General features: G+C 60.7%; 19 protein-coding genes. 5 read left to right on the top strand and 14 right to left on the bottom strand.

Annotated elements, in window-relative coordinates; genetic code table 11:
- Nucleotides 1-164: 164 nt before the first annotated feature.
- On the top strand, nt 165-392 hold the full coding sequence (locus RG836_RS20545; protein ID WP_010461751.1) for a YheU family protein: 228 nt from the start codon (nt 165-167) through the stop codon (nt 390-392).
- 6 nt (nt 393-398) lie between these two features.
- Here RG836_RS20545 and csrA read toward each other — a convergent pair whose 3' ends face one another.
- From csrA to RG836_RS20530, 3 genes are all read right to left on the bottom strand, one after another.
- Nucleotides 399-614: a carbon storage regulator CsrA gene (gene csrA, locus RG836_RS20540; protein ID WP_310848988.1), complete on the bottom strand. Its 216-nt coding sequence runs from the start codon at nt 612-614 to the stop codon at nt 399-401.
- Nucleotides 615-763: 149 nt separating this feature from the next.
- On the bottom strand, nt 764-1,096 hold the full coding sequence (locus tag RG836_RS20535; protein WP_310848987.1) for a YnfA family protein: 333 nt from the start codon (nt 1,094-1,096) through the stop codon (nt 764-766).
- Between the two features lie 66 nt (nt 1,097-1,162).
- A complete protein-coding gene (locus tag RG836_RS20530) occupies nt 1,163-1,978 on the bottom strand; it encodes an SDR family oxidoreductase (protein WP_310848985.1) in 816 nt (271 codons plus the stop codon).
- Between the two features lie 312 nt (nt 1,979-2,290).
- On the opposite strand from RG836_RS20530, the gene RG836_RS20525 reads away from it, so the two are divergent.
- Nucleotides 2,291-2,449, top strand: a complete 159-nt coding sequence (locus RG836_RS20525) for a DUF3309 family protein (protein ID WP_169432680.1) — start codon at nt 2,291-2,293, stop codon at nt 2,447-2,449.
- A gap of 64 nt (nt 2,450-2,513) precedes the next feature.
- On the opposite strand, the gene RG836_RS20520 is transcribed toward RG836_RS20525, so the two are convergent.
- The 6 genes from RG836_RS20520 to RG836_RS20495 form a co-directional block, all read right to left on the bottom strand.
- On the bottom strand, nt 2,514-4,607 hold the full coding sequence (locus RG836_RS20520) for an LTA synthase family protein (protein ID WP_310848983.1): 2,094 nt from the start codon (nt 4,605-4,607) through the stop codon (nt 2,514-2,516).
- 247 nt (nt 4,608-4,854) lie between these two features.
- Nucleotides 4,855-5,730: a polyamine aminopropyltransferase gene (gene speE, locus RG836_RS20515; protein ID WP_310848980.1), complete on the bottom strand. Its 876-nt coding sequence runs from the start codon at nt 5,728-5,730 to the stop codon at nt 4,855-4,857.
- A 247-nt stretch (nt 5,731-5,977) separates the two neighbouring features.
- Nucleotides 5,978-6,169 (bottom strand): PLDc N-terminal domain-containing protein, encoded by a 192-nt coding sequence (locus RG836_RS20510; RefSeq protein WP_310848978.1) that lies wholly within the window; start codon nt 6,167-6,169, stop codon nt 5,978-5,980.
- Nucleotides 6,170-6,257: 88 nt separating this feature from the next.
- Nucleotides 6,258-6,788, bottom strand: coding sequence for a hypothetical protein (locus tag RG836_RS20505; protein WP_310848975.1), 531 nt, complete (start codon nt 6,786-6,788; stop codon nt 6,258-6,260).
- Between the two features lie 327 nt (nt 6,789-7,115).
- Nucleotides 7,116-7,634 carry an ankyrin repeat domain-containing protein gene (locus RG836_RS20500; RefSeq protein ID WP_310848973.1) on the bottom strand — a complete coding sequence of 173 codons (519 nt, stop codon included), beginning with the start codon at nt 7,632-7,634 and terminating at the stop codon, nt 7,116-7,118.
- Nucleotides 7,635-7,730: 96 nt separating this feature from the next.
- Nucleotides 7,731-9,569, bottom strand: a complete 1,839-nt coding sequence (locus tag RG836_RS20495; protein WP_310848971.1) for a long-chain-acyl-CoA synthetase — start codon at nt 9,567-9,569, stop codon at nt 7,731-7,733.
- A gap of 386 nt (nt 9,570-9,955) precedes the next feature.
- Between RG836_RS20495 and RG836_RS20490 the strand changes: the two genes are divergently transcribed.
- Entirely contained in the window at nt 9,956-10,234 is a 279-nt protein-coding gene (locus tag RG836_RS20490) for a DUF3509 domain-containing protein (RefSeq protein ID WP_310848969.1), read from the top strand.
- An 80-nt stretch (nt 10,235-10,314) separates the two neighbouring features.
- On the opposite strand, the gene mtnC is transcribed toward RG836_RS20490, so the two are convergent.
- From mtnC to aroC, 5 genes are all read right to left on the bottom strand, one after another.
- Complete coding sequence (mtnC, locus tag RG836_RS20485) at nt 10,315-10,998, bottom strand: acireductone synthase (RefSeq protein WP_310848966.1); 684 nt, start codon at nt 10,996-10,998, stop codon at nt 10,315-10,317.
- Nucleotides 10,999-11,002: 4 nt separating this feature from the next.
- Complete coding sequence (locus RG836_RS20480; protein WP_310848964.1) at nt 11,003-11,548, bottom strand: 1,2-dihydroxy-3-keto-5-methylthiopentene dioxygenase; 546 nt, start codon at nt 11,546-11,548, stop codon at nt 11,003-11,005.
- A gap of 117 nt (nt 11,549-11,665) precedes the next feature.
- Nucleotides 11,666-12,286, bottom strand: a complete 621-nt coding sequence (locus tag RG836_RS20475) for a methylthioribulose 1-phosphate dehydratase (RefSeq protein ID WP_310848963.1) — start codon at nt 12,284-12,286, stop codon at nt 11,666-11,668.
- Nucleotides 12,283-13,428, bottom strand: coding sequence for an MFS transporter (locus RG836_RS20470; protein WP_310848960.1), 1,146 nt, complete (start codon nt 13,426-13,428; stop codon nt 12,283-12,285). Before RG836_RS20470 ends, RG836_RS20475 begins: the two co-directional genes overlap by 4 nt.
- A gap of 34 nt (nt 13,429-13,462) precedes the next feature.
- The gene (aroC, locus tag RG836_RS20465; RefSeq protein WP_310848958.1) at nt 13,463-14,554 is read right to left on the bottom strand and encodes a chorismate synthase; all 1,092 of its coding nucleotides are present in this window, start codon (nt 14,552-14,554) and stop codon (nt 13,463-13,465) included.
- An 81-nt stretch (nt 14,555-14,635) separates the two neighbouring features.
- Between aroC and RG836_RS20460 the strand changes: the two genes are divergently transcribed.
- Nucleotides 14,636-15,634, top strand: coding sequence for an alpha/beta hydrolase (locus tag RG836_RS20460; protein ID WP_310848955.1), 999 nt, complete (start codon nt 14,636-14,638; stop codon nt 15,632-15,634).
- A gap of 99 nt (nt 15,635-15,733) precedes the next feature.
- Nucleotides 15,734-16,525: a hypothetical protein gene (locus tag RG836_RS20455; protein WP_310848952.1), complete on the top strand. Its 792-nt coding sequence runs from the start codon at nt 15,734-15,736 to the stop codon at nt 16,523-16,525.
- Nucleotides 16,526-16,567 lie beyond the last annotated feature (42 nt).

The raw sequence follows: 16,567 nt of genomic DNA, 5'->3' as shown, positions 1-16,567 counted from the left end.
CAGCGCCTGAACAGGCGCTTTCGCGAGCAGGCTCGCTGCCACCTTTCCATGTGGGGGCGAGCCTGCTCGCGAAGGCACTAATAGGGGCCGACCCCACGCTTGCAGGCTGGCTCCCAATGCGCATTCACCGTAGCATCGCGCCCAATTGTTTAGCCGAGGTGCTTATGCTGATCCCCTACGACCAACTCGAAGTCGACACCCTGACCCGCCTGATCGAGGATTTCGTGACCCGTGACGGCACTGACAACGGCGATGACACGCCGCTGGAAACCCGCGTATTGCGGGTTCGCCAGGCGCTGACCAAGGGCCAGGCGCTGATCGTCTTCGACCCGGACAGCGAGCAATGCCAATTGATGCTCAAGCACGACGTGCCCAAGCATCTGTTCGACTGACGCCGTTCAACTGGTCTTGGCCTCGGCCAGCTTGGCTTGATTGAGTGCGGCCTGGGCACGCTGGGCCTGGATGCGCCGATGGACTTCGGCACGGTTGACGCTCACGTCCTGAGGCGCCTCGACGCCGAAGCGCACACTGTTGCCATTGACGGCCAGTACGCGCACGGAAATATCGTCACCGATGGAAATCATCTCGCCCACAACGCGGCTGAGTACAAGCATGGCATTTGTCCTTCAGGGGTTACCGGCCCTTGAAGATGCCCGCCGCAGCCTTGCGCTTCAATGCACCCAAGGCAATTCAGTCATGCCTTACAGCGCCGGACGAAACGCCTTACAGACACGTCTCTCAACCACCAACGCAACACATGCGCTCAAGATGCGGAAAAGCGTGGTCCCAACAGAATCACGCTGGCGCCGATCACGCACAGCGCCACACCCAGCCAGTCGGAATTGAGGGGGCGCACCCGCTCGATCACCGCCAGCCAGCCAATCGAGGCAATGATGTAGATGCCGCCGTAGGCTGCGTAAGCGCGCCCGGCGTAGGCCGCTTCGACGCGGGTCAGCAGCAAGGCGAACAGGGTCAGGCTGAGCAACGCTGGGACGATCCACCAGGCACTTTTACCTTGCCGCAGCCACATCCAGAAGCCGTAGCAACCGGCGATTTCAAACAGCGCGGCGAGGAAAAACCACAGGTAATTGAGCATGCGGGGGTGTTCCGTCAGATGGGCCGATGGCGCTCACCCTATCGGCCAGTCCCCGCCCGTTCAACCTTAACCGGCGGTTTGTTTGGCCTTGGCGCGCATTTTGTCGGCCATGCTGGTCATTTCGTCGTAGAGCAACTGCGGATTCTTCTGCTTGATGGCCCAAGCCATGCGTCCCTGTTCGTGGGGCAGGATCATGAATTCACCGGCCGCCACCTGCTGGTAGATGTAGTCGGCAATGTCAGCGGCGGTGATCGGCGAACTTTCCAGCAGCTTGCCCACCTGTGCCTTCATTGCCGGCGTCGGGCCACGGAATGAATCGAGCAGATTGGTCTGGAAGAATGACGGACAGACCACATGCACCGCCACTTCCTGTTGCGCCAGTTCGATCAGCAGGCTTTCCGACAACGCCACCACGCCGGCCTTGGCCACGTTGTAATTGCTCATTGCCGGGCCCTGCATCAACGCTGCCATTGAGGCGATGTTGATGATCTTGCCTTTGCTCTGTTCCAGCAGCGGCAGGAACGCCTTGCAACCCTTGACCACGCCCATGAGGTTGATCGCGATCTGCCAGTCCCAATCTTCCAGGGACAGTTCGCTGAAGAAACCACCCGACGCCACGCCGGCGTTGTTGACGATGATATCGATGCCGCCCAGTTTCACTTCGCAGGCCTGGGCGAACGCGGTGAGCTGGCTGTAATCGCGCACGTCGCAGCGCTGGGTGAAGCCGTCGCCGCCGGCTTCGCGAACCATTTTCAGGGTGTCCTGCAGGCCCGGTTCGCTGACGTCCGACAAAGCCAGCTGCCAGCCTTCGCGGGCCCAGCGCAGCGCGATTTCGCGACCCAGGCCGGAGCCGGCGCCAGTGATCATCATGCGATTTTGCATAGCAGACAGCCTTGTTGTTCTGGGGAAGATGCCGCCCAGTGTAACCAAGGAGCCTGCGCGACCCACGCTCCATCAGATTGCTGAATGGCCCAAGCAAACCGCCGCATCGTCCTACAGTCTTACGCGCAGTTAATTCTTTCAAGGCAAAAACCCTGGCGCACGACAAACGAAATAAGCCTGCCTTCGAAACGCTTTAAAAAAACTTTGAATTATTTTGATACGGCACAGGTCGGAAGTTTTAAGCAGCCGGTATTTAGTGCAATGGGGCTGACAACTAAAACACCCGTCACTTTTGAACGTTTCAATAAGGAAATCGACATGGGCACAATTTTAATCATTATCCTGATCCTCCTCTTGATCGGCGGCCTGCCGGTATTCCCGCACTCCAGAAGTTGGGGTTATGGCCCGTCGGGTATCATCGGTGTCGTTCTGGTAGTGCTGTTGGTATTGCTGCTCCTCGGCCGTATATGACGGTGTAACAGGCAATAAAAAAGAGGCCCTTCACAGGGCCTCTTTTTTTGTCCGCGAAATGTAGTTAGTCCGGCTTGCCGTCCACTACACCAGCGGTGTTATCGATCAGGCTTTTAGTCGCGGTTTGCAGGAACGACTCAAGTTTCTGCCTCAATTCAGCTTCATCCGACGAGGCTGGAATCACTTCACCTTTGGCGTTGGCCCCCAGTTGGTAGTGCCACAACTTGGGCGGCATTTCCTTGGGCAGAACCAGCACGCGGTCGGCAGTCAGCAACGCCACGGTCTGATCACTGCCCGATGGCTTGATCACGCCGAAGCCTTTGTCGCCGTCCGGCAGGTTCAACAGGTCACGGCCCCAGCACTGGTGCAGCACGTCGCCACCGATGCGGCCCATGATGGTCGGCACGATGTCGATCTGTGTACCCACGGTGTGGTCGATCTGGCCAAACTTGTCCTGCACGCCCGGACCGATCAGCAGCATCGGCACGTTGAAGCGGCCCAGGTCCATCTCGGTGATCTGCTGTTCGTTGCCGAAGCCGTGGTCGCCGACGACGACGAACAGGGTTTCATTGAAGTACGGCTCTTTACGTGCTTTCTCGAAGAACTGCCCCAGCGCCCAGTCGGAGTAGCGCATGGCGGTCAAATGTTCGTTCAGGCTGCCACGGTCGGTCACGCGCTCGACCGGCAAGGGTGTCGGCAAGGCGTAAGGCGTGTGGTTGGAGAGGGTTTGCAGCAACGCATAGAACGGTTTTTTGTCCTTGCCGTCACGGGCCTTCAACTCTTCCAGGCCACGGTTGAACATGTCCTGGTCGGACACGCCCCAGGTCGGGTCGGAGAACACCGGGTTGACGAAGTCATTGCGCCCGATGAAGTTGGTCATGCCCTGGTTGCTGAAGAAACCGGACTGGTTATCCCAGGCGAAGTCGCCGTTGTAGACGTACACATCGTCGTAGTCACGGGCGCTGAGCAACTGCGGCAGACCGGACAATTTGTGGCTGCCTTCCGGGGTCTGCATCAGGTATTCGAAGCCTGGCAGGTTGGGGAAGCAGGCCATGGTGGCGAACATGCCCTGGTGGGTGTGCGTGCCGTTGGAGAAGAAGCGGTCGAACAACAGGCCTTCTTTCGACAACTTGTCGAAGTACGGCGTGATGTTGCCCGGACGACCCAGCGCACCCACCGAGTGACCGGCGAAGCTTTCCATCAGGATCACCACGACGTTCTTGATCGGCAGGGTCTTGTCGGCGTTCGGCGTGTAGGTGCGGCGAACGGCGGCGGTTTCGGCGTCGACCAGTTTGTCGCTCGGGGTCAGCAGCATTTCACGTACAGTCTGCTGGGCCACTGGCTGTTCAATCGTGGCTTTCCAGACGTTGTCGCGGTGTTCGGACATACGGCTTTTGGCGGCGGCGATCAGCGACAAGGTGCCGTTGAGGCCCAACTGGTTGGCGAAGTTCGAGTCGGTGGTGTAGACGTCACCCCAACGCAACGGCGGGCCCTGGCGCAGAGTGCCGCGGGCGGCGACCACGCAGATCAGCAGGCAGACCACGAACACGCCGATGCGCGCATACCACGGGGCGATTTGCCGAGTGCCGATGCTGCCGCCACTGAACGGTCCGCGTGGCCGGGTGGCGCGGTCGGCGCCCTTGAAAGCCAGGGTCAGAATCAGCGTGCCGAAGGCCCAGGCCAGCAGGTAGCGCACCACCGGGAACCCGTACCAGAGCATGCTCATGACGGTTTTCGGGTCTTCCTTCACGTACTGGAACACCAGGCCGTTGAGGCGCTGGTGGAACTCGCGGTAGAAGTCCATTTCCATCAGGCCAAGGAACAGCGCGATGCTGGAGGCGATGGTCAGCCAGAAACGGAAGAAGCCCCGCGCCGCCATGGCGCGAACGCTGAACAGTGCCAGGATCAGCGGAATGCTCAGGTACACCACCAGCCGCAGGTCAAAGCGCAAACCGTTGGCGAACGCTTCGAAGAAAGTCGAGGCCGGGGTGTCGAGGATCATCTCGCGGTTGTAGACCAGCAGCGCCACGCGCAACAGGCTGAACATCACCATCATGACCAGGGCGCACAACAATGTGTAAGCCAGGTGCGATTTGACGGTCGGTTGCAGCAAGCGATTCGAAGCTCGCTGCTGACTCAGGGCGTCCGGAATTGCCATGTCGTTTTAGGACCCATTGGAAGTTGAAGTTGCAAGAAGACAGCGGCGCCTTACCCTCTATTGGCCGATCCCGGCCCGGGGCTTGCGCGGTGCGCAAATGTTGCACGATCAGTCACGGCATTGCCATTGATTACTGGCGAGGCCGTTCAAGCCGGCGAATTGTCTTGGACGCATTGTGAAAATTTCGTTCAACGTATATCCCGAAACACAAAAAAGGGCCTGGCGGCCCTTTTTGCAATGCATTGAATCAATCGTTGCTCGGTTTGTTGATCGCTTGCAGCACGTACTGCGGCAGGGCGAACGCGCCGATATGAATTTCCGGATTGTAGTAGCGGGTGACGATGCCGCTGCCGATGAAGCGCTGTCGCAGCACTTCACGGGACAAGTTGCGGTAGGCCGGGTTGGTGGCGCCCCAGGCGAACGTCATGGCGCCGCCGATGTAGGTTGGCACGGCGGCCTGGTAGAAATGCCAGTCAGGGAACAGGCTGCGCAGGCGTCCGGCGGTGGTTTGCACTTCGCCCAGTTGCATGAACGGCGTGCCGTTCTGCGTGACCAGGATGCCGCCTTCGTTCAGACAGCGACGGCACGCTTGGTAGAAGTTCTCGGAGAACAGCACTTCCCCGGGGCCGATCGGGTCGGTGGAGTCGGAGATGATCACGTCGAATTTTTCCGTGGTGGTGGCGACGAAACGCATGCCGTCGTCAATCACCAGGTTCAAACGCGGGTCATCGAACGCGCCTTTGGAGTGGTTTGGCAGGAATTCCTTGCACATGTCGACCACGGTGCCGTCGATCTCGACCATGGTGATGTGCTCGACACCGCCGTGCTTGGCCACTTCACGCAGCATGCCGCCGTCACCGCCGCCGATGATCAGCACGCGCTTGGCGCTGCCGTGGGCGAGGATCGGCACGTGGGTCAGCATCTCGTGGTAGATGTATTCGTCGGCTTCGGTGGTCTGAATCACGCCGTCCAGTGCCATGACGCGGCCCATGACCGGGTTCTCGAAAATCACCAGGTGTTGGTGGTCAGTGCGCACTTCGTGCAGCAATTTGGCCATGCGAAACCGTTGGCCGTAGCCTTCGTACAGGGTTTCCAGGTATTCGCCGGTGGGGGTGGTGCTCATGGGAAGCGCTCCGATGACTGCGGACGGTTACCCGCCCATGATGGCAATCGAGCTGCTCGATTGGCCGGGAAAGGCGCGCATTCTACGTCGCGGAGGATGACAGGTCGAACCTTCTGACACTGGACATCAATGTGGGAGTGAGCCTGCTCGCGAAAGCGTCGTCAGCTTGAACATCTTCGTTGGCTGACAGACCGCTATCGCGGGCAAGCCCGCTCCCACAGGGTGCTGGGTGTTCGAGGATCGGTGATCAGATCCGCACATTGCCCCTTGGCCCGGCGATGGCCCAAATGATCAGCCCCAGGACTGGCAGGAGCAGGATCAGCAGGACCCAGACGATCTTCATCCCGGTGCTGGTGCCGCTCTTGAGCACGTTGATAATGGCCCAGATGTCCAGCGCGAGGATGATCAGGCCGATCAGGCCGTTGAAAGTGGAACCCATGGTGTTGCTCCCTAAGAATGGTGTGCACTCTTAGGATAGACGGCGCACGTCAGGGTTCCGTTTTATTCACTGACTGTTATCCACAGGCTCAGACGTGGAGCGCGACTTTCAGGGCTTCCAGGGCCGGTGCCGCGGCAATCCCGACCTCGGCGGCGAGTTGCTGCACACGCTCCACATCGTTGCCATACACCAGCACCATTTGCAGGTCATCGTCGAGCAACTGGCTGAAGTTCATCAGCGTGTAGCCGCCGTTTTCCTTGTTCAGGCTGCTCATCTGCACCTGGATGCGGTTGAGGGCGGTGAGCGCTTCGGTTTTGTTCAGTTGCTTGGGCTTGAGGTTGAAGTCCACGCCGGGACCAAACGAAGCGACGATTTGCGCGAACAGGTCCGCGTAGCTGTCGGCCTGGAACAGCACGGTGTCCGGCAAGCTGCCGACCACCACCCATTCACCCAGCGGAATCGGGAAGCTGTCGTCGTAGTTGATGTCGGGATTGGCGGTCAGAAAAGCCGCCGGATCGGCGTAGGCCTGGGCGGCTTCGTCGGCGACTTTCTGGACTTCGTCGGCGCTCATGCAACCGGAGCTGATTTTGCTGATGAGTTCGACGAGAGCAGCGGTCATGGGGCGATCCTGTGCGAGGAGGAATTTCAGGGCCCGAAGAATAGCGTATTCCGTCGCGGCTTCCGAATCGGGAGGCGATGGGGAAGGCAAAGTGAAACGCTGAAAGCTAAAGCGACTACCACCGATGCAGGGCTTGAGACCAACCCTGTGGTGAGGGGGCTTGCCCCCGCTCGTGCGCGCAGCGGCCGCCATCGCGGTGCATGCGCTGTGTCAGGCGGTTTGAGTGCTCAGGCTTTGGGGGCCGCTGCGCAGCCCAACGGGGGCAAGCCCCCTCGCCACAACAGCCAAGAGCGAAAGCGAAGCTGTGCAGCGGAGGGGTTGGGGCTATCAGGCGAGCAATTTTTCAAGCTGCGCCGTGGTGTCGACGGCGCCGAGGGTTTTCGCGGCGTCGAGGGCGGAGACGCCGTTGGCGTCCTTCGCTTTGGGGTCGGCGCCTTTGGCGATCAGGTAGTCGACGATTTCCACGCGATTGAACATCGCGGCCATCATCAGCGCGGTGCGGCCGTCGAAGGAGGAACCTTCCACTTGCGCGCCACCGTCGACCAATGCCTTGACCACGGCCAGGTCGCCCTTGAACGCGGCGCCGGCAATCGGGCTCTGGCCGTTGTCGTTGCGGATTTCCGGGTCGGCCTTGTGCTCCAGCAGCACTTTCACGGTTTCGACGTGGCCGTGGTAAGCGGCGAGCATCAGCAAGGTGTCACCCTTGTGGTTGCGCAGGTTCGGCGGCAGGCCTTTGCTGAGCAAGGCAGCCATCATCGCGGCATCGCCTTCGCGGGCCTTGTTGAACACTTGCTCGGCGAACTCAGCGGCTTCTTCAGGGGTCATCTGGCGGGATTGGTCAGTCATGCAGGGCTCCATACGGCGGTCTTGGAATGGCGCTAGTTTCCTGAGCGGCCGCTGCCCTGTCACTTCTTTTTTCTCGATTCCATGGCATAGGCACAATCAATAGCGATGTTGCCCGGTCTGAATTTCCGCCAGCACCTGCGCAGTCACCGGCACGTAAGTGCTCGACCCCGGCAGCCAGGCGTAGATCGGATCATCACCACTGCGGCTCGGGTCGAATGCTTCGTCCTTGAGGCGGGTTTTCTGATACTTGAAAGTGCCGGTGGTGTCCATTTTCACCTTGACCCGCAGGAACAACGGCACCGCATAGCCAGGCAGATGCTGACGGGCGAACGCGAGCAACTCGGCGAAATCCAGGGTCGCCAGGGATTCCGCCGGGGTGATCGCCGCCATCCCGGCGCGGCCGTTGGTGTTGTGCACCTCAACGCCATAGGCCACGGCCTCGGCAATGTGCGGATACTGCAGCAGCAGGTTTTCGACTTCCGTAGTGGAGACGTTCTCGCCCTTCCAGCGATAGGTGTCGCCCAGGCGATCGACAAACTGTGCATGGCCGAAACCGATCTTGCGCAACAGATCGCCGGTGTTGAAATAACGATCGCCGCTTTCGAAAACGTCATGCAGCACCACCGAGTCAGTCTTCGCCGGATCGGTGTAACCGTCGAGCGGCGCCTTGTCGTCGATCTTGGCCAGCAGCAGGCCGTTACTGCCCTTATCGACCTGGCGCATGAAACCGTTGTCCTGGCGCAGTGGCAAACCGCTGTCGTGGTCATAGGCCACCAACGCCCAACTGCCGAGGGAGAAACCAATGGTGTTGTCGAAATTCAGTACGTTGGTGAAACCGATATTGCCATCGCTGGCGGCATACAACTCGCAAACATGCTCGACCCCGAAGCGCCGCTTGAACTCGCGCCAGGCGCCGGGCCGCAGGCCGTTGCCGACCATCTTGCGCACGGGGTTGTCGCGATCGTCCGGGCTGGGCGGCTGATCCACCAGGTAGCGGCACAACTCGCCGACGTAGCCGATGGTGGTCACGCGGTACTTGCGCACGTCGCTCCAGAACTGGCTGGCGCTGAACTTGCGGCGAATGGCGAAACCGCTGGCGCCGGTGATGGCCGCGCCCCAGCAGACGCACAGGCCCGTGCCGTGGTACAGCGGCAAAGTGCAATAGACGACATCTTCCGGGCGCATATCCAGGGCAATCACGCCGAAGCTGACCGAGGTGCGCATCCAGCGGCCATGCTTGAACACACCCGCCTTCGGCAACCCGGTGGTGCCCGAGGTGTAGATGTAAAAACAGCGGTCGTTGAAAAACACCTGCCGGCTGCTGGGGAGGTTGTCGCTATCGGCGTCGGCGCAGGCGCTCATCAGGTTGACGAAGCCCGCCGGGGCGATCCCGCAATCGCTGGAGGTATCGCGATCCGCCACGAACCAGACCCGACTCGACGCCAGGGCTACCCGCTCGCGGATGGCCATGAAGGCCGGCGCCAGTTCCTCGCCGATCACCACCGCCACTGGCGCCACCAGGTTGAGGCTGTGGGCCAGGGTCTCGCGGGTTTGTGAGGTGTTGAGCAGCGCACTGACTGCGCCGACCTTGGCGATGCCCAGCAGGGTCACGAGCATTTCCGGGCGATTGTCGATAAACACGCCGATCACGTCGCCCTTGCCGATGCCCTGCCCGATCAGGTGATGGGCGATGCGATTGGCCCACTGGTTGACCTGTGCATAACTGAGCCGCACCTCGCCATATAACAGCGCCACGCCCTCTGGATTGCGCGCCGTGGCTCGCTCGAAGGTCCAGGCCAGGCCGCAGGGTTGCGTTGGATCGGTGACATTGGCGGCCTTCATACCCCTGAGCATTCGCGGCAGCGCCTTGGCCACGGAAGGCAGCTTTCGCAGCATCATGCCCCAGGTAATGGTATCGCTTGGGGTGTGGCCCATGGTTGCTCCCTCTCGGCCGGTTTTCTTGCAGGCCGTTGTTCTTATTGTCGGGGTCTTGCTGTCGGGCGTTGGTGACGTGCTCAAGGAAGGCAGCGATTGAGGCCGAAAATACGCCACCGCTCATTTGGCTGTACACGCGGTTTTTGCAATGTTTTGTATCCGCTCAATGACCACTACGTTGACTGCGATGAGCACGGATCAGGCATCGGCCAACCTCGCAAAATGCAGGATGCACGATGGCCATTCATGCAGTTTGCACGAATCCAAAAAAATTCAATTTTTGTAAGCTTTTGTTTTTTAAGGAATTTTTTATAAGCCCAATGCTGGCACAAACGCTGCAACTACCTCTGCATGCTTGCCCATTTGAGCCTACGGAGCTGATAAACATGAACCTGATCCAAGAAAAATTCTCTTCCTTGTTCACCAACTTCGATGTGTCCACCCAACCTCGTCCGGACGGTGGCATTCTGCTGACGTTGCGCAGCACCGAAGGTCGTGTGTTCAAGCGCTCTATTTCGTATCAGCAACTGCACGCCGGCGATCAATTGTCCTGGGTGATCAGCGCCATTCGTCGCGATTTGGCTGAGCAGGCCAGCGAGTTGCCACAGATTTCCATGCTGCAGAGCCAGCAGCGTTTTGCACTGCCGACTTACCACACGATGTAATTTGCTGTTCTTTGCTCCACCTCACGCGCATCCTCTCTCGCCGCGTTTGCCTGATGGCCAACGCGGCTTTTTTTTGCGCGTTAGAACGTCCCCGGATCGAAAAGCGCGAAGCTATTGACGGTCACATGCCCCGCCAGTTCCCCGCCCTCGCGCGCCAGACCGCAGGTGGCCATGCCGGCCTGCCGGGCGGCGTCGAGCTCTTCGACAATATCCGAGAGAAAGACAATTTCTGATGCCTGCACACCGATCGCCTGGGTGATGCGCTGGTAGGACGCCGCTTCGCGCTTGGGCCCGGAAGTGGTATCGAAATAGCCGCTGAACAGCGGCGACAGGTCGCCGGCATCGGAGCAGCCGAAAATAAGTTTCTGCGCCTGAATCGAGCCCGACGAATACACGAACAGTTGATAACCCTCGGCGTGCCAGCGTTGCAGTGCTTCGACGGCATCCGGGTAGACATGGCCCTTCAACTGCCCGGCCTGATACCCCTGCTCCCAGACCATGCCTTGCAGTGCCTTGAGCGGCGTGGCCTTGCGATCGGCAGCGATCCACTCCAGCAGAATCTCGATCACCCGTTCAACGTCGGCGCCGGTTTCGCCACTGTCAGCGCGCACGGCTGCCAGTTGCTCGACCACGTCCGCGCGCTCGGCGTGCTGCCGGACGAAATCCGGCAGGTGCTTGGCGGCGTAGGGGAAGAGCACGTCGAACACAAAACTCACCGCGCTGGTGGTGCCTTCAATGTCGGTGAGAATCGCCTTGATCGACATGCCCTCAGTCCTCCAGGCGCGGGAAGCGGCTGGCGATGTCTTCGCCGGTAAAGTTCGCCACCCAGCCTTCCGGGTTGTTGAACAGACGAATTGCCACGAAATGCGGGTGCTCGCCCATGTCGAACCAGTGCGGCGTACCGGCCGGCACCGAGATCAGGTCGTTTTTCTCGCAGAGCACGGCATAGACGTAATCCTCGATGTGCAAGGTAAACAGCCCACGGCCAGCCACGAAAAACCGCACTTCATCCTCAGCGTGACGATGCTCGTCGAGAAACTTGGCGCGCAGTTCGGCTTTCTGCGGGTGATCGCTATTGAGGCTGATCACGTCGACGGTGACGTAGCCGCGCTCGGTCATCAATTTGTCGATCTGCACCTGATAGGCCGAAATCACTTCTTCCTGGCTGGCGCCGGGCTGGATTTTCGTTGCGGCTTCCCAGCGGTCAAAGCGCACACCCTGCTCTGCGAGGGTCGAGGCGATGTCTTCGAAATGGGTCAGGACCTTATTCGGTACATCGGGGGTGGAGACGTGATAAACGGACAAGCTACTCATGTGGACACTCCTCGTAGTCGGCGTTGCCGTCCGGTTTTGACCGCCCGGTTAGGCATCGCACTCATCATCAGGTTTTTCGGCGGCATCGAATGAACGCCGCAGGCTCCAAAAATCGGTTTAGCGGTTCGACAGCGCACGGGTTTTTAGTTCGCACTCGAACAGAAATTCAAAGGCTTCGATTTGCCGCAGCGCATCGTTCATCGCCGGCCCCCAGGTATAGAGACCATGGCCACGGATCAGATAACCGACGCAATCGGGATGCGCGTCGAGCCAAGGCTGCACCTTGGCGGCCAGCCGCGCAATATCCTGATCGTTGTCGAAAATCGGCACGCGCACCCGGGATTCATGGGTCGATACACCACTGAACGCCTTTTGCAGCTCGTAATCCTCGAACTCGATGAACTCGCTGGGGGTCAGGCGCGACAACACCGTGGCGTTGACCGAGTGGGTGTGCAGCACGGCGCCGATTTCCGCGCGCCAGCGATAGAGCTGAGTGTGCAGCAGGGTTTCGGCGGAAGGTTTCTTGCCCGGCTCCAGGCTGTTGCCGGCCAGGTCGGTGGCCAGCACATCGTCGAGGCCGAGCTGGCCTTTGTGTTTGCCGGACACGGTCAGCAGCGCCTCGGTGGCCGACAGCCGCGCCGAATAATTGCTACTGGTGGCCGGCGACCAGCCGCGACCATAAAGGAAGCGCCCGGCGTCGATGATCTGCTGGGCGAGGTGTTCACGGTTGAGGCTCATGGCCTGTCCTCTTGCATACGTGTGGCAATGATAACGGCGGCCGCCAAGGCCGCGATGCTGGCAATACTAAATGTCAGGGTCGCGCCCAGCGCGTTCCAGCTATAACCGGAATACAAGGCGCCGAGCGCGCCGCCGGTGCCGGCCAATGCGGCATACAACGCTTGCCCTTGCCCTTGCTGGCGCGCGCCGAAGCTAAGTTGCACGAACTGGATGGCAGCCGCGTGAAAGCTGCCGAAGGTCGCCGCATGCAGGACCTGGGCGAACAACAGCAGCCACAGGTGCTCGGCGAACGAACCCAGCAACAGCCAGCGCAACGCCGCCAGCAGGAAACTCGCCATCAGCACCCGGCGCACGGAAAACCGCGCCAGAATCCGGCTCATGGCCAAAAACATCAAGACTTCAGCCACCACGCCCAATGCCCAAAGCATGCCGATCAGGCCGCGACTGTAACCGAGCTGTTCCAAATGCAGAGTCAAAAAGGTGTAGTACGGGCCGTGGCTCATCTGCATCAGCGCGACACAGCCATAAAACGCCAACACCCCGGGGCTGCGCAATTGACGGAAGAAGCCATTGGCCGCCAGGCGTTCGCCGGTCACCGGTTGCGCATTCGGCACCCACAGGCTGCTGAGCACGATCCCGGCCATGATCAGCACCAGCGCCACCGGATAAATGTCCAGGCTCAGCCATTCGAACAAACGCCCCAGCGCCACCACCGTGATGATGAAACCAATCGAACCCCATAGCCGAACCTGGCTGTAGCGCGAGGTCTGGCCCTGCAAGTGCGCGAGGGTGATGGCTTCGAATTGCGGCAGCACCGCGTGCCAGAAAAACGCGTGCAAGGCCATGACCATCGCCAGCCAGGCGTAAGTCTGGCTGACGAAGATCAGCGAAAAGGTCAGCAGCGTGCACACCGCGCCAAAGCGCACGATGGCTAGGCGCCGGCCAGTGTAATCGCCGAGCCAGCCCCAGATGTTCGGCGCCACGCAGCGCATCAGCATCGGGATCGCCACCAGCTCGCCAATCCGCGCGGCGCTGAAGCCCAAATGGTGGAAGTACAGGGCCAGGAACGGCGCGGTCGACCCGAGCAAGGCGAAATAAAACAGGTAGAAGCTGGATAACCGCCAGTACGGAAGTGGCGCCACGGCGGTCAGACCGCAACGCCCGTGGCGCGCACCGTCACAGTTGGCCCAGCACCGGCGTGCTGACCTGGACGCCGGCGTTCTGCCCGCGGTGGCGCAGCAAGTGGTCCATCAGCACGATGGCCATCATCGCTTCGGCAATCGGCGTGGCGCGGATGCCGACGCACGGGTCGTGACGGCCCTTGGTGATGACGTCCACCGGGTTGCCGTGAATGTCGATCGAACGACCCGGTGTGGTGATGCTCGAGGTTGGCTTCAACGCCAGGTGCGCGACAATCGGCTGCCCCGAAGAGATGCCGCCGAGAATGCCGCCCGCGTTGTTGCTGAGGAAACCTTCAGGGGTGAGTTCGTCGCGGTGCTCGGTGCCACGCTGGGCAATGCTGGCGAAGCCGGCGCCGATTTCCACGCCTTTCACCGCGTTGATGCTCATCAGCGCGTGGGCCAGTTCAGCGTCGAGACGATCAAAAATCGGCTCGCCCAGGCCCGGCATTACACCTTCGGCGACTACGGTGATCTTCGCGCCGACCGAATCCTGGTCGCGGCGCAGTTGATCCATGTAGGCCTCCAGCTCCGGCACTTTGTCCGGGTCGGGGCTGAAGAAAGCGTTTTGCTCCACCGAATCCCAGGTCTTGAACGGGATCTCGATCGGCCCGAGCTGGCTCATGTAGCCACGGATGACAATGCCCTGGGTCGCCAGGTATTTCTTGGCAATCGCCCCGGCCGCCACGCGCATCGCGGTTTCCCGCGCCGAGCTGCGACCGCCGCCGCGGTAGTCGCGCTCGCCATACTTGTGGTGGTAGGTGTAGTCGGCATGGGCCGGGCGAAACAGATCCTTGATCGCCGAGTAGTCCTTGGACTTCTGGTCGGTGTTGCGGATCAACAGGCCAATCGCGCAACCGGTGGTGCGGCCCTCGAACACGCCGGAGAGAATTTCGACTTCGTCGGCTTCCTGGCGCTGGGTGGTGTGGCGGCTGGTGCCGGGCTTGCGCCGGTCGAGGTCGCGTTGCAGGTCTTCGCTGGAGATTTCCAGGCCCGGCGGGCAGCCGTCGACAATGGCGACCAACGCCGGGCCATGGCTTTCGCCCGCGGTGGTGACAGTGAACAGCTTGCCGTAAGTATTGCCGGACATGCAGGGCGCTCCGTGAAATCGCTGAATACGTAATGCGCGCCAGTATACGCAGGGTACCCAACGAGTTCATCCTCGAACCTTATGGGTGTCGGTGAGTCAAAACGGCACCTTGTTCATGATGGCGTGATGATGCTGCGAGTACTTGCCTTGAGCCTTACCCTCTTTACTGGCTTCGTCCAGGCCGCGGTTCTACAACGTCCGATGACCCTCGACAGCGGTCATGGCGAGCTGTTTGGCTCGCTGCTGCTGCCGAAATCCGACACGCCGGTGCCGGTTGTCCTGATCATTTCCGGGTCAGGTCCTACAGATCGCGACGGCAATAACCCGGACGGCGGTCAGAACGACAGCCTCAAGCGCCTGGCCTGGGTGCTGGCCAAGCACAACATTGCGAGTGTGCGCTACGACAAGCGCGGCGTGGCGGCCAGCCGTGCAGCGGGCCCCGACGAGCGCACGCTCAGCGTCGAGGGTTATGTCGATGACGCGGTCGCGTGGGGCCAGAAACTCAAGACCGATGCGCGCCTCGGCCCGTTGATCCTGCTCGGCCACAGTGAAGGCGCATTAATAGCCAGCCTCGCCGCGCCCAAGCTCGATGCCGCGGCGGTGATTTCCGTGTCCGGCAGTGCGCGGCCGATTGACGAAGTGCTGCGCCAACAGTTGAGCAACCGCTTGCCGCCACCACTGCTGCTGCGCAGCAATGAGCTGCTCGACAGCCTCAAGGCCGGTAAGGTTGACGACAATGTGCCTGAGCCGTTGCAGGTGATTTTCCGTCCGAGCGTGCAGCCCTATCTGATCTCACTGTTCCGCCAGGACCCGGCCGGCGCTTTCGCGCATTTGAAAATGCCGGCGCTGATCGTTCAGGGCAGCAACGATATCCAGGTCGGCGTAGCCGACGCCAAGTTGCTCAAAGCTGCCAATCCACAGGCCGAACTGGCCTTGATCGAAGGCATGAACCACGTGCTGCGCATCGTGCCCAACGACGTCAAACGCCAGTTGGCTTCTTACAAAGACCCGCAACTGCCACTGGCGGCAGAACTGGGTTCGCGGATTCTCGGATTTATTGCCGGACTTCGCGCCAGTTAAGCGCTTTTGGTACTCCAGTCCTGACGAAAGCGGCCGATAAGCCTTAGTCGACAGCGCAATGGCTGTCGGCAAGCTTGGCTTGGACAGGATCTCGCCGTTATGACTGATACCCAGACTTCACCCGACGCTACCGCTGAGAAGACCGCGCCAGAGGCGGCCGAGTCGCTGTGGTCGGACGTGCATGCCGAGCACCACAAAATGCTCCGACTGGCCCCCTTGCAGACCGACCGCGCCACCGGCGGCCGGCCGTTGCGCTTTGTCGAGTTCGGCTACGCCGAGCGCCACAACAAGCAGCAAAGCCTGCTGCGCATGAGCATCAGCCTGCCCGGCCAGCGGGTGCGCAAGGAACAGAATCACCTGGACGTGTGGGTCGACCACGTCAGTAAACGCGTGCATGTCGGGCCGGACAGCGGCTTGCAGGTGGAACCGCTGAATCGCGGGATCGGCCGCTTCCTCGCGGCCCAGGGCATCAGTTGGGCGAAGAAGCACTGGTCGGGTTACACGGTCGACGGCACGGACTTGAACAACAAGGACGCGTTGAACGAAGACACGCGCCTGCGCCGTGATCATTTCTTGAAGCAGCACGGCTTTGAAGTGGCTTACGCCGACGCCCAGCACCTCAAGGGCAGCGTCAAGGACGTGCGCGTGGGTGACCTGGTGGGCGACTGGAACACCGAGAAACTGCAATTCGTCGAAATTCTCGAAGCAGCGCAGATGCTGCAATCCGCGGAGCAGAATCTGGCCGAGCAGGAAGTCAAACTCAAGCAGCAGGAAGAACGGGTCGGCAAGTTCAAGCGCGAAGACGCCGGACTGCGCTTCACCATTACCTGCCTGGTGGCGTTTGCGGTGTTCCAGGCCGGGTTACTGATCTGGATTGCGACGCATCGCTGAAAGGCCGAGCGCATTCCGTGGCGAGGGAGCTTGCTCCCGCTG

Source organism: Pseudomonas rhizozeae (assembly GCF_031583775.1).
In the GTDB taxonomy this organism is placed as follows: Bacteria; Pseudomonadota; Gammaproteobacteria; order Pseudomonadales; family Pseudomonadaceae; genus Aquipseudomonas.
The sequence above is the reverse complement of the archived record's forward strand: the minus strand, read 5'-3'. Positions and strand labels throughout refer to the sequence as shown.

What these genes read in the sequence shown, in the direction of transcription:
- RG836_RS20545 (WP_010461751.1), top strand. Translation starts at nt 165, where the DNA reads ATGCTGATCCCCTACGACCAACTCGAAGTCGACACCCTGACCCGCCTG.
- csrA (WP_310848988.1), bottom strand. Translation starts at nt 614, where the DNA reads ATGCTTGTACTCAGCCGCGTTGTGGGCGAGATGATTTCCATCGGTGAC.
- RG836_RS20505 (WP_310848975.1), bottom strand. Translation starts at nt 6,788, where the DNA reads ATGACCGCTGCTCTCGTCGAACTCATCAGCAAAATCAGCTCCGGTTGC.
- RG836_RS20495 (WP_310848971.1), bottom strand. Translation starts at nt 9,569, where the DNA reads ATGGGCCACACCCCAAGCGATACCATTACCTGGGGCATGATGCTGCGA.
- RG836_RS20530 (WP_310848985.1), bottom strand. Translation starts at nt 1,978, where the DNA reads ATGCAAAATCGCATGATGATCACTGGCGCCGGCTCCGGCCTGGGTCGC.
- RG836_RS20520 (WP_310848983.1), bottom strand. Translation starts at nt 4,607, where the DNA reads ATGGCAATTCCGGACGCCCTGAGTCAGCAGCGAGCTTCGAATCGCTTG.
- aroC (WP_310848958.1), bottom strand. Translation starts at nt 14,554, where the DNA reads ATGTCCGGCAATACTTACGGCAAGCTGTTCACTGTCACCACCGCGGGC.
- RG836_RS20455 (WP_310848952.1), top strand. Translation starts at nt 15,734, where the DNA reads ATGACTGATACCCAGACTTCACCCGACGCTACCGCTGAGAAGACCGCG.
- RG836_RS20510 (WP_310848978.1), bottom strand. Translation starts at nt 6,169, where the DNA reads ATGGGTTCCACTTTCAACGGCCTGATCGGCCTGATCATCCTCGCGCTG.
- RG836_RS20490 (WP_310848969.1), top strand. Translation starts at nt 9,956, where the DNA reads ATGAACCTGATCCAAGAAAAATTCTCTTCCTTGTTCACCAACTTCGAT.
- RG836_RS20475 (WP_310848963.1), bottom strand. Translation starts at nt 12,286, where the DNA reads ATGAGCCTCAACCGTGAACACCTCGCCCAGCAGATCATCGACGCCGGG.
- RG836_RS20460 (WP_310848955.1), top strand. Translation starts at nt 14,636, where the DNA reads ATGGGTGTCGGTGAGTCAAAACGGCACCTTGTTCATGATGGCGTGATG.
- RG836_RS20535 (WP_310848987.1), bottom strand. Translation starts at nt 1,096, where the DNA reads ATGCTCAATTACCTGTGGTTTTTCCTCGCCGCGCTGTTTGAAATCGCC.
- mtnC (WP_310848966.1), bottom strand. Translation starts at nt 10,998, where the DNA reads ATGTCGATCAAGGCGATTCTCACCGACATTGAAGGCACCACCAGCGCG.
- speE (WP_310848980.1), bottom strand. Translation starts at nt 5,730, where the DNA reads ATGAGCACCACCCCCACCGGCGAATACCTGGAAACCCTGTACGAAGGC.
- RG836_RS20500 (WP_310848973.1), bottom strand. Translation starts at nt 7,634, where the DNA reads ATGACTGACCAATCCCGCCAGATGACCCCTGAAGAAGCCGCTGAGTTC.
- RG836_RS20480 (WP_310848964.1), bottom strand. Translation starts at nt 11,548, where the DNA reads ATGAGTAGCTTGTCCGTTTATCACGTCTCCACCCCCGATGTACCGAAT.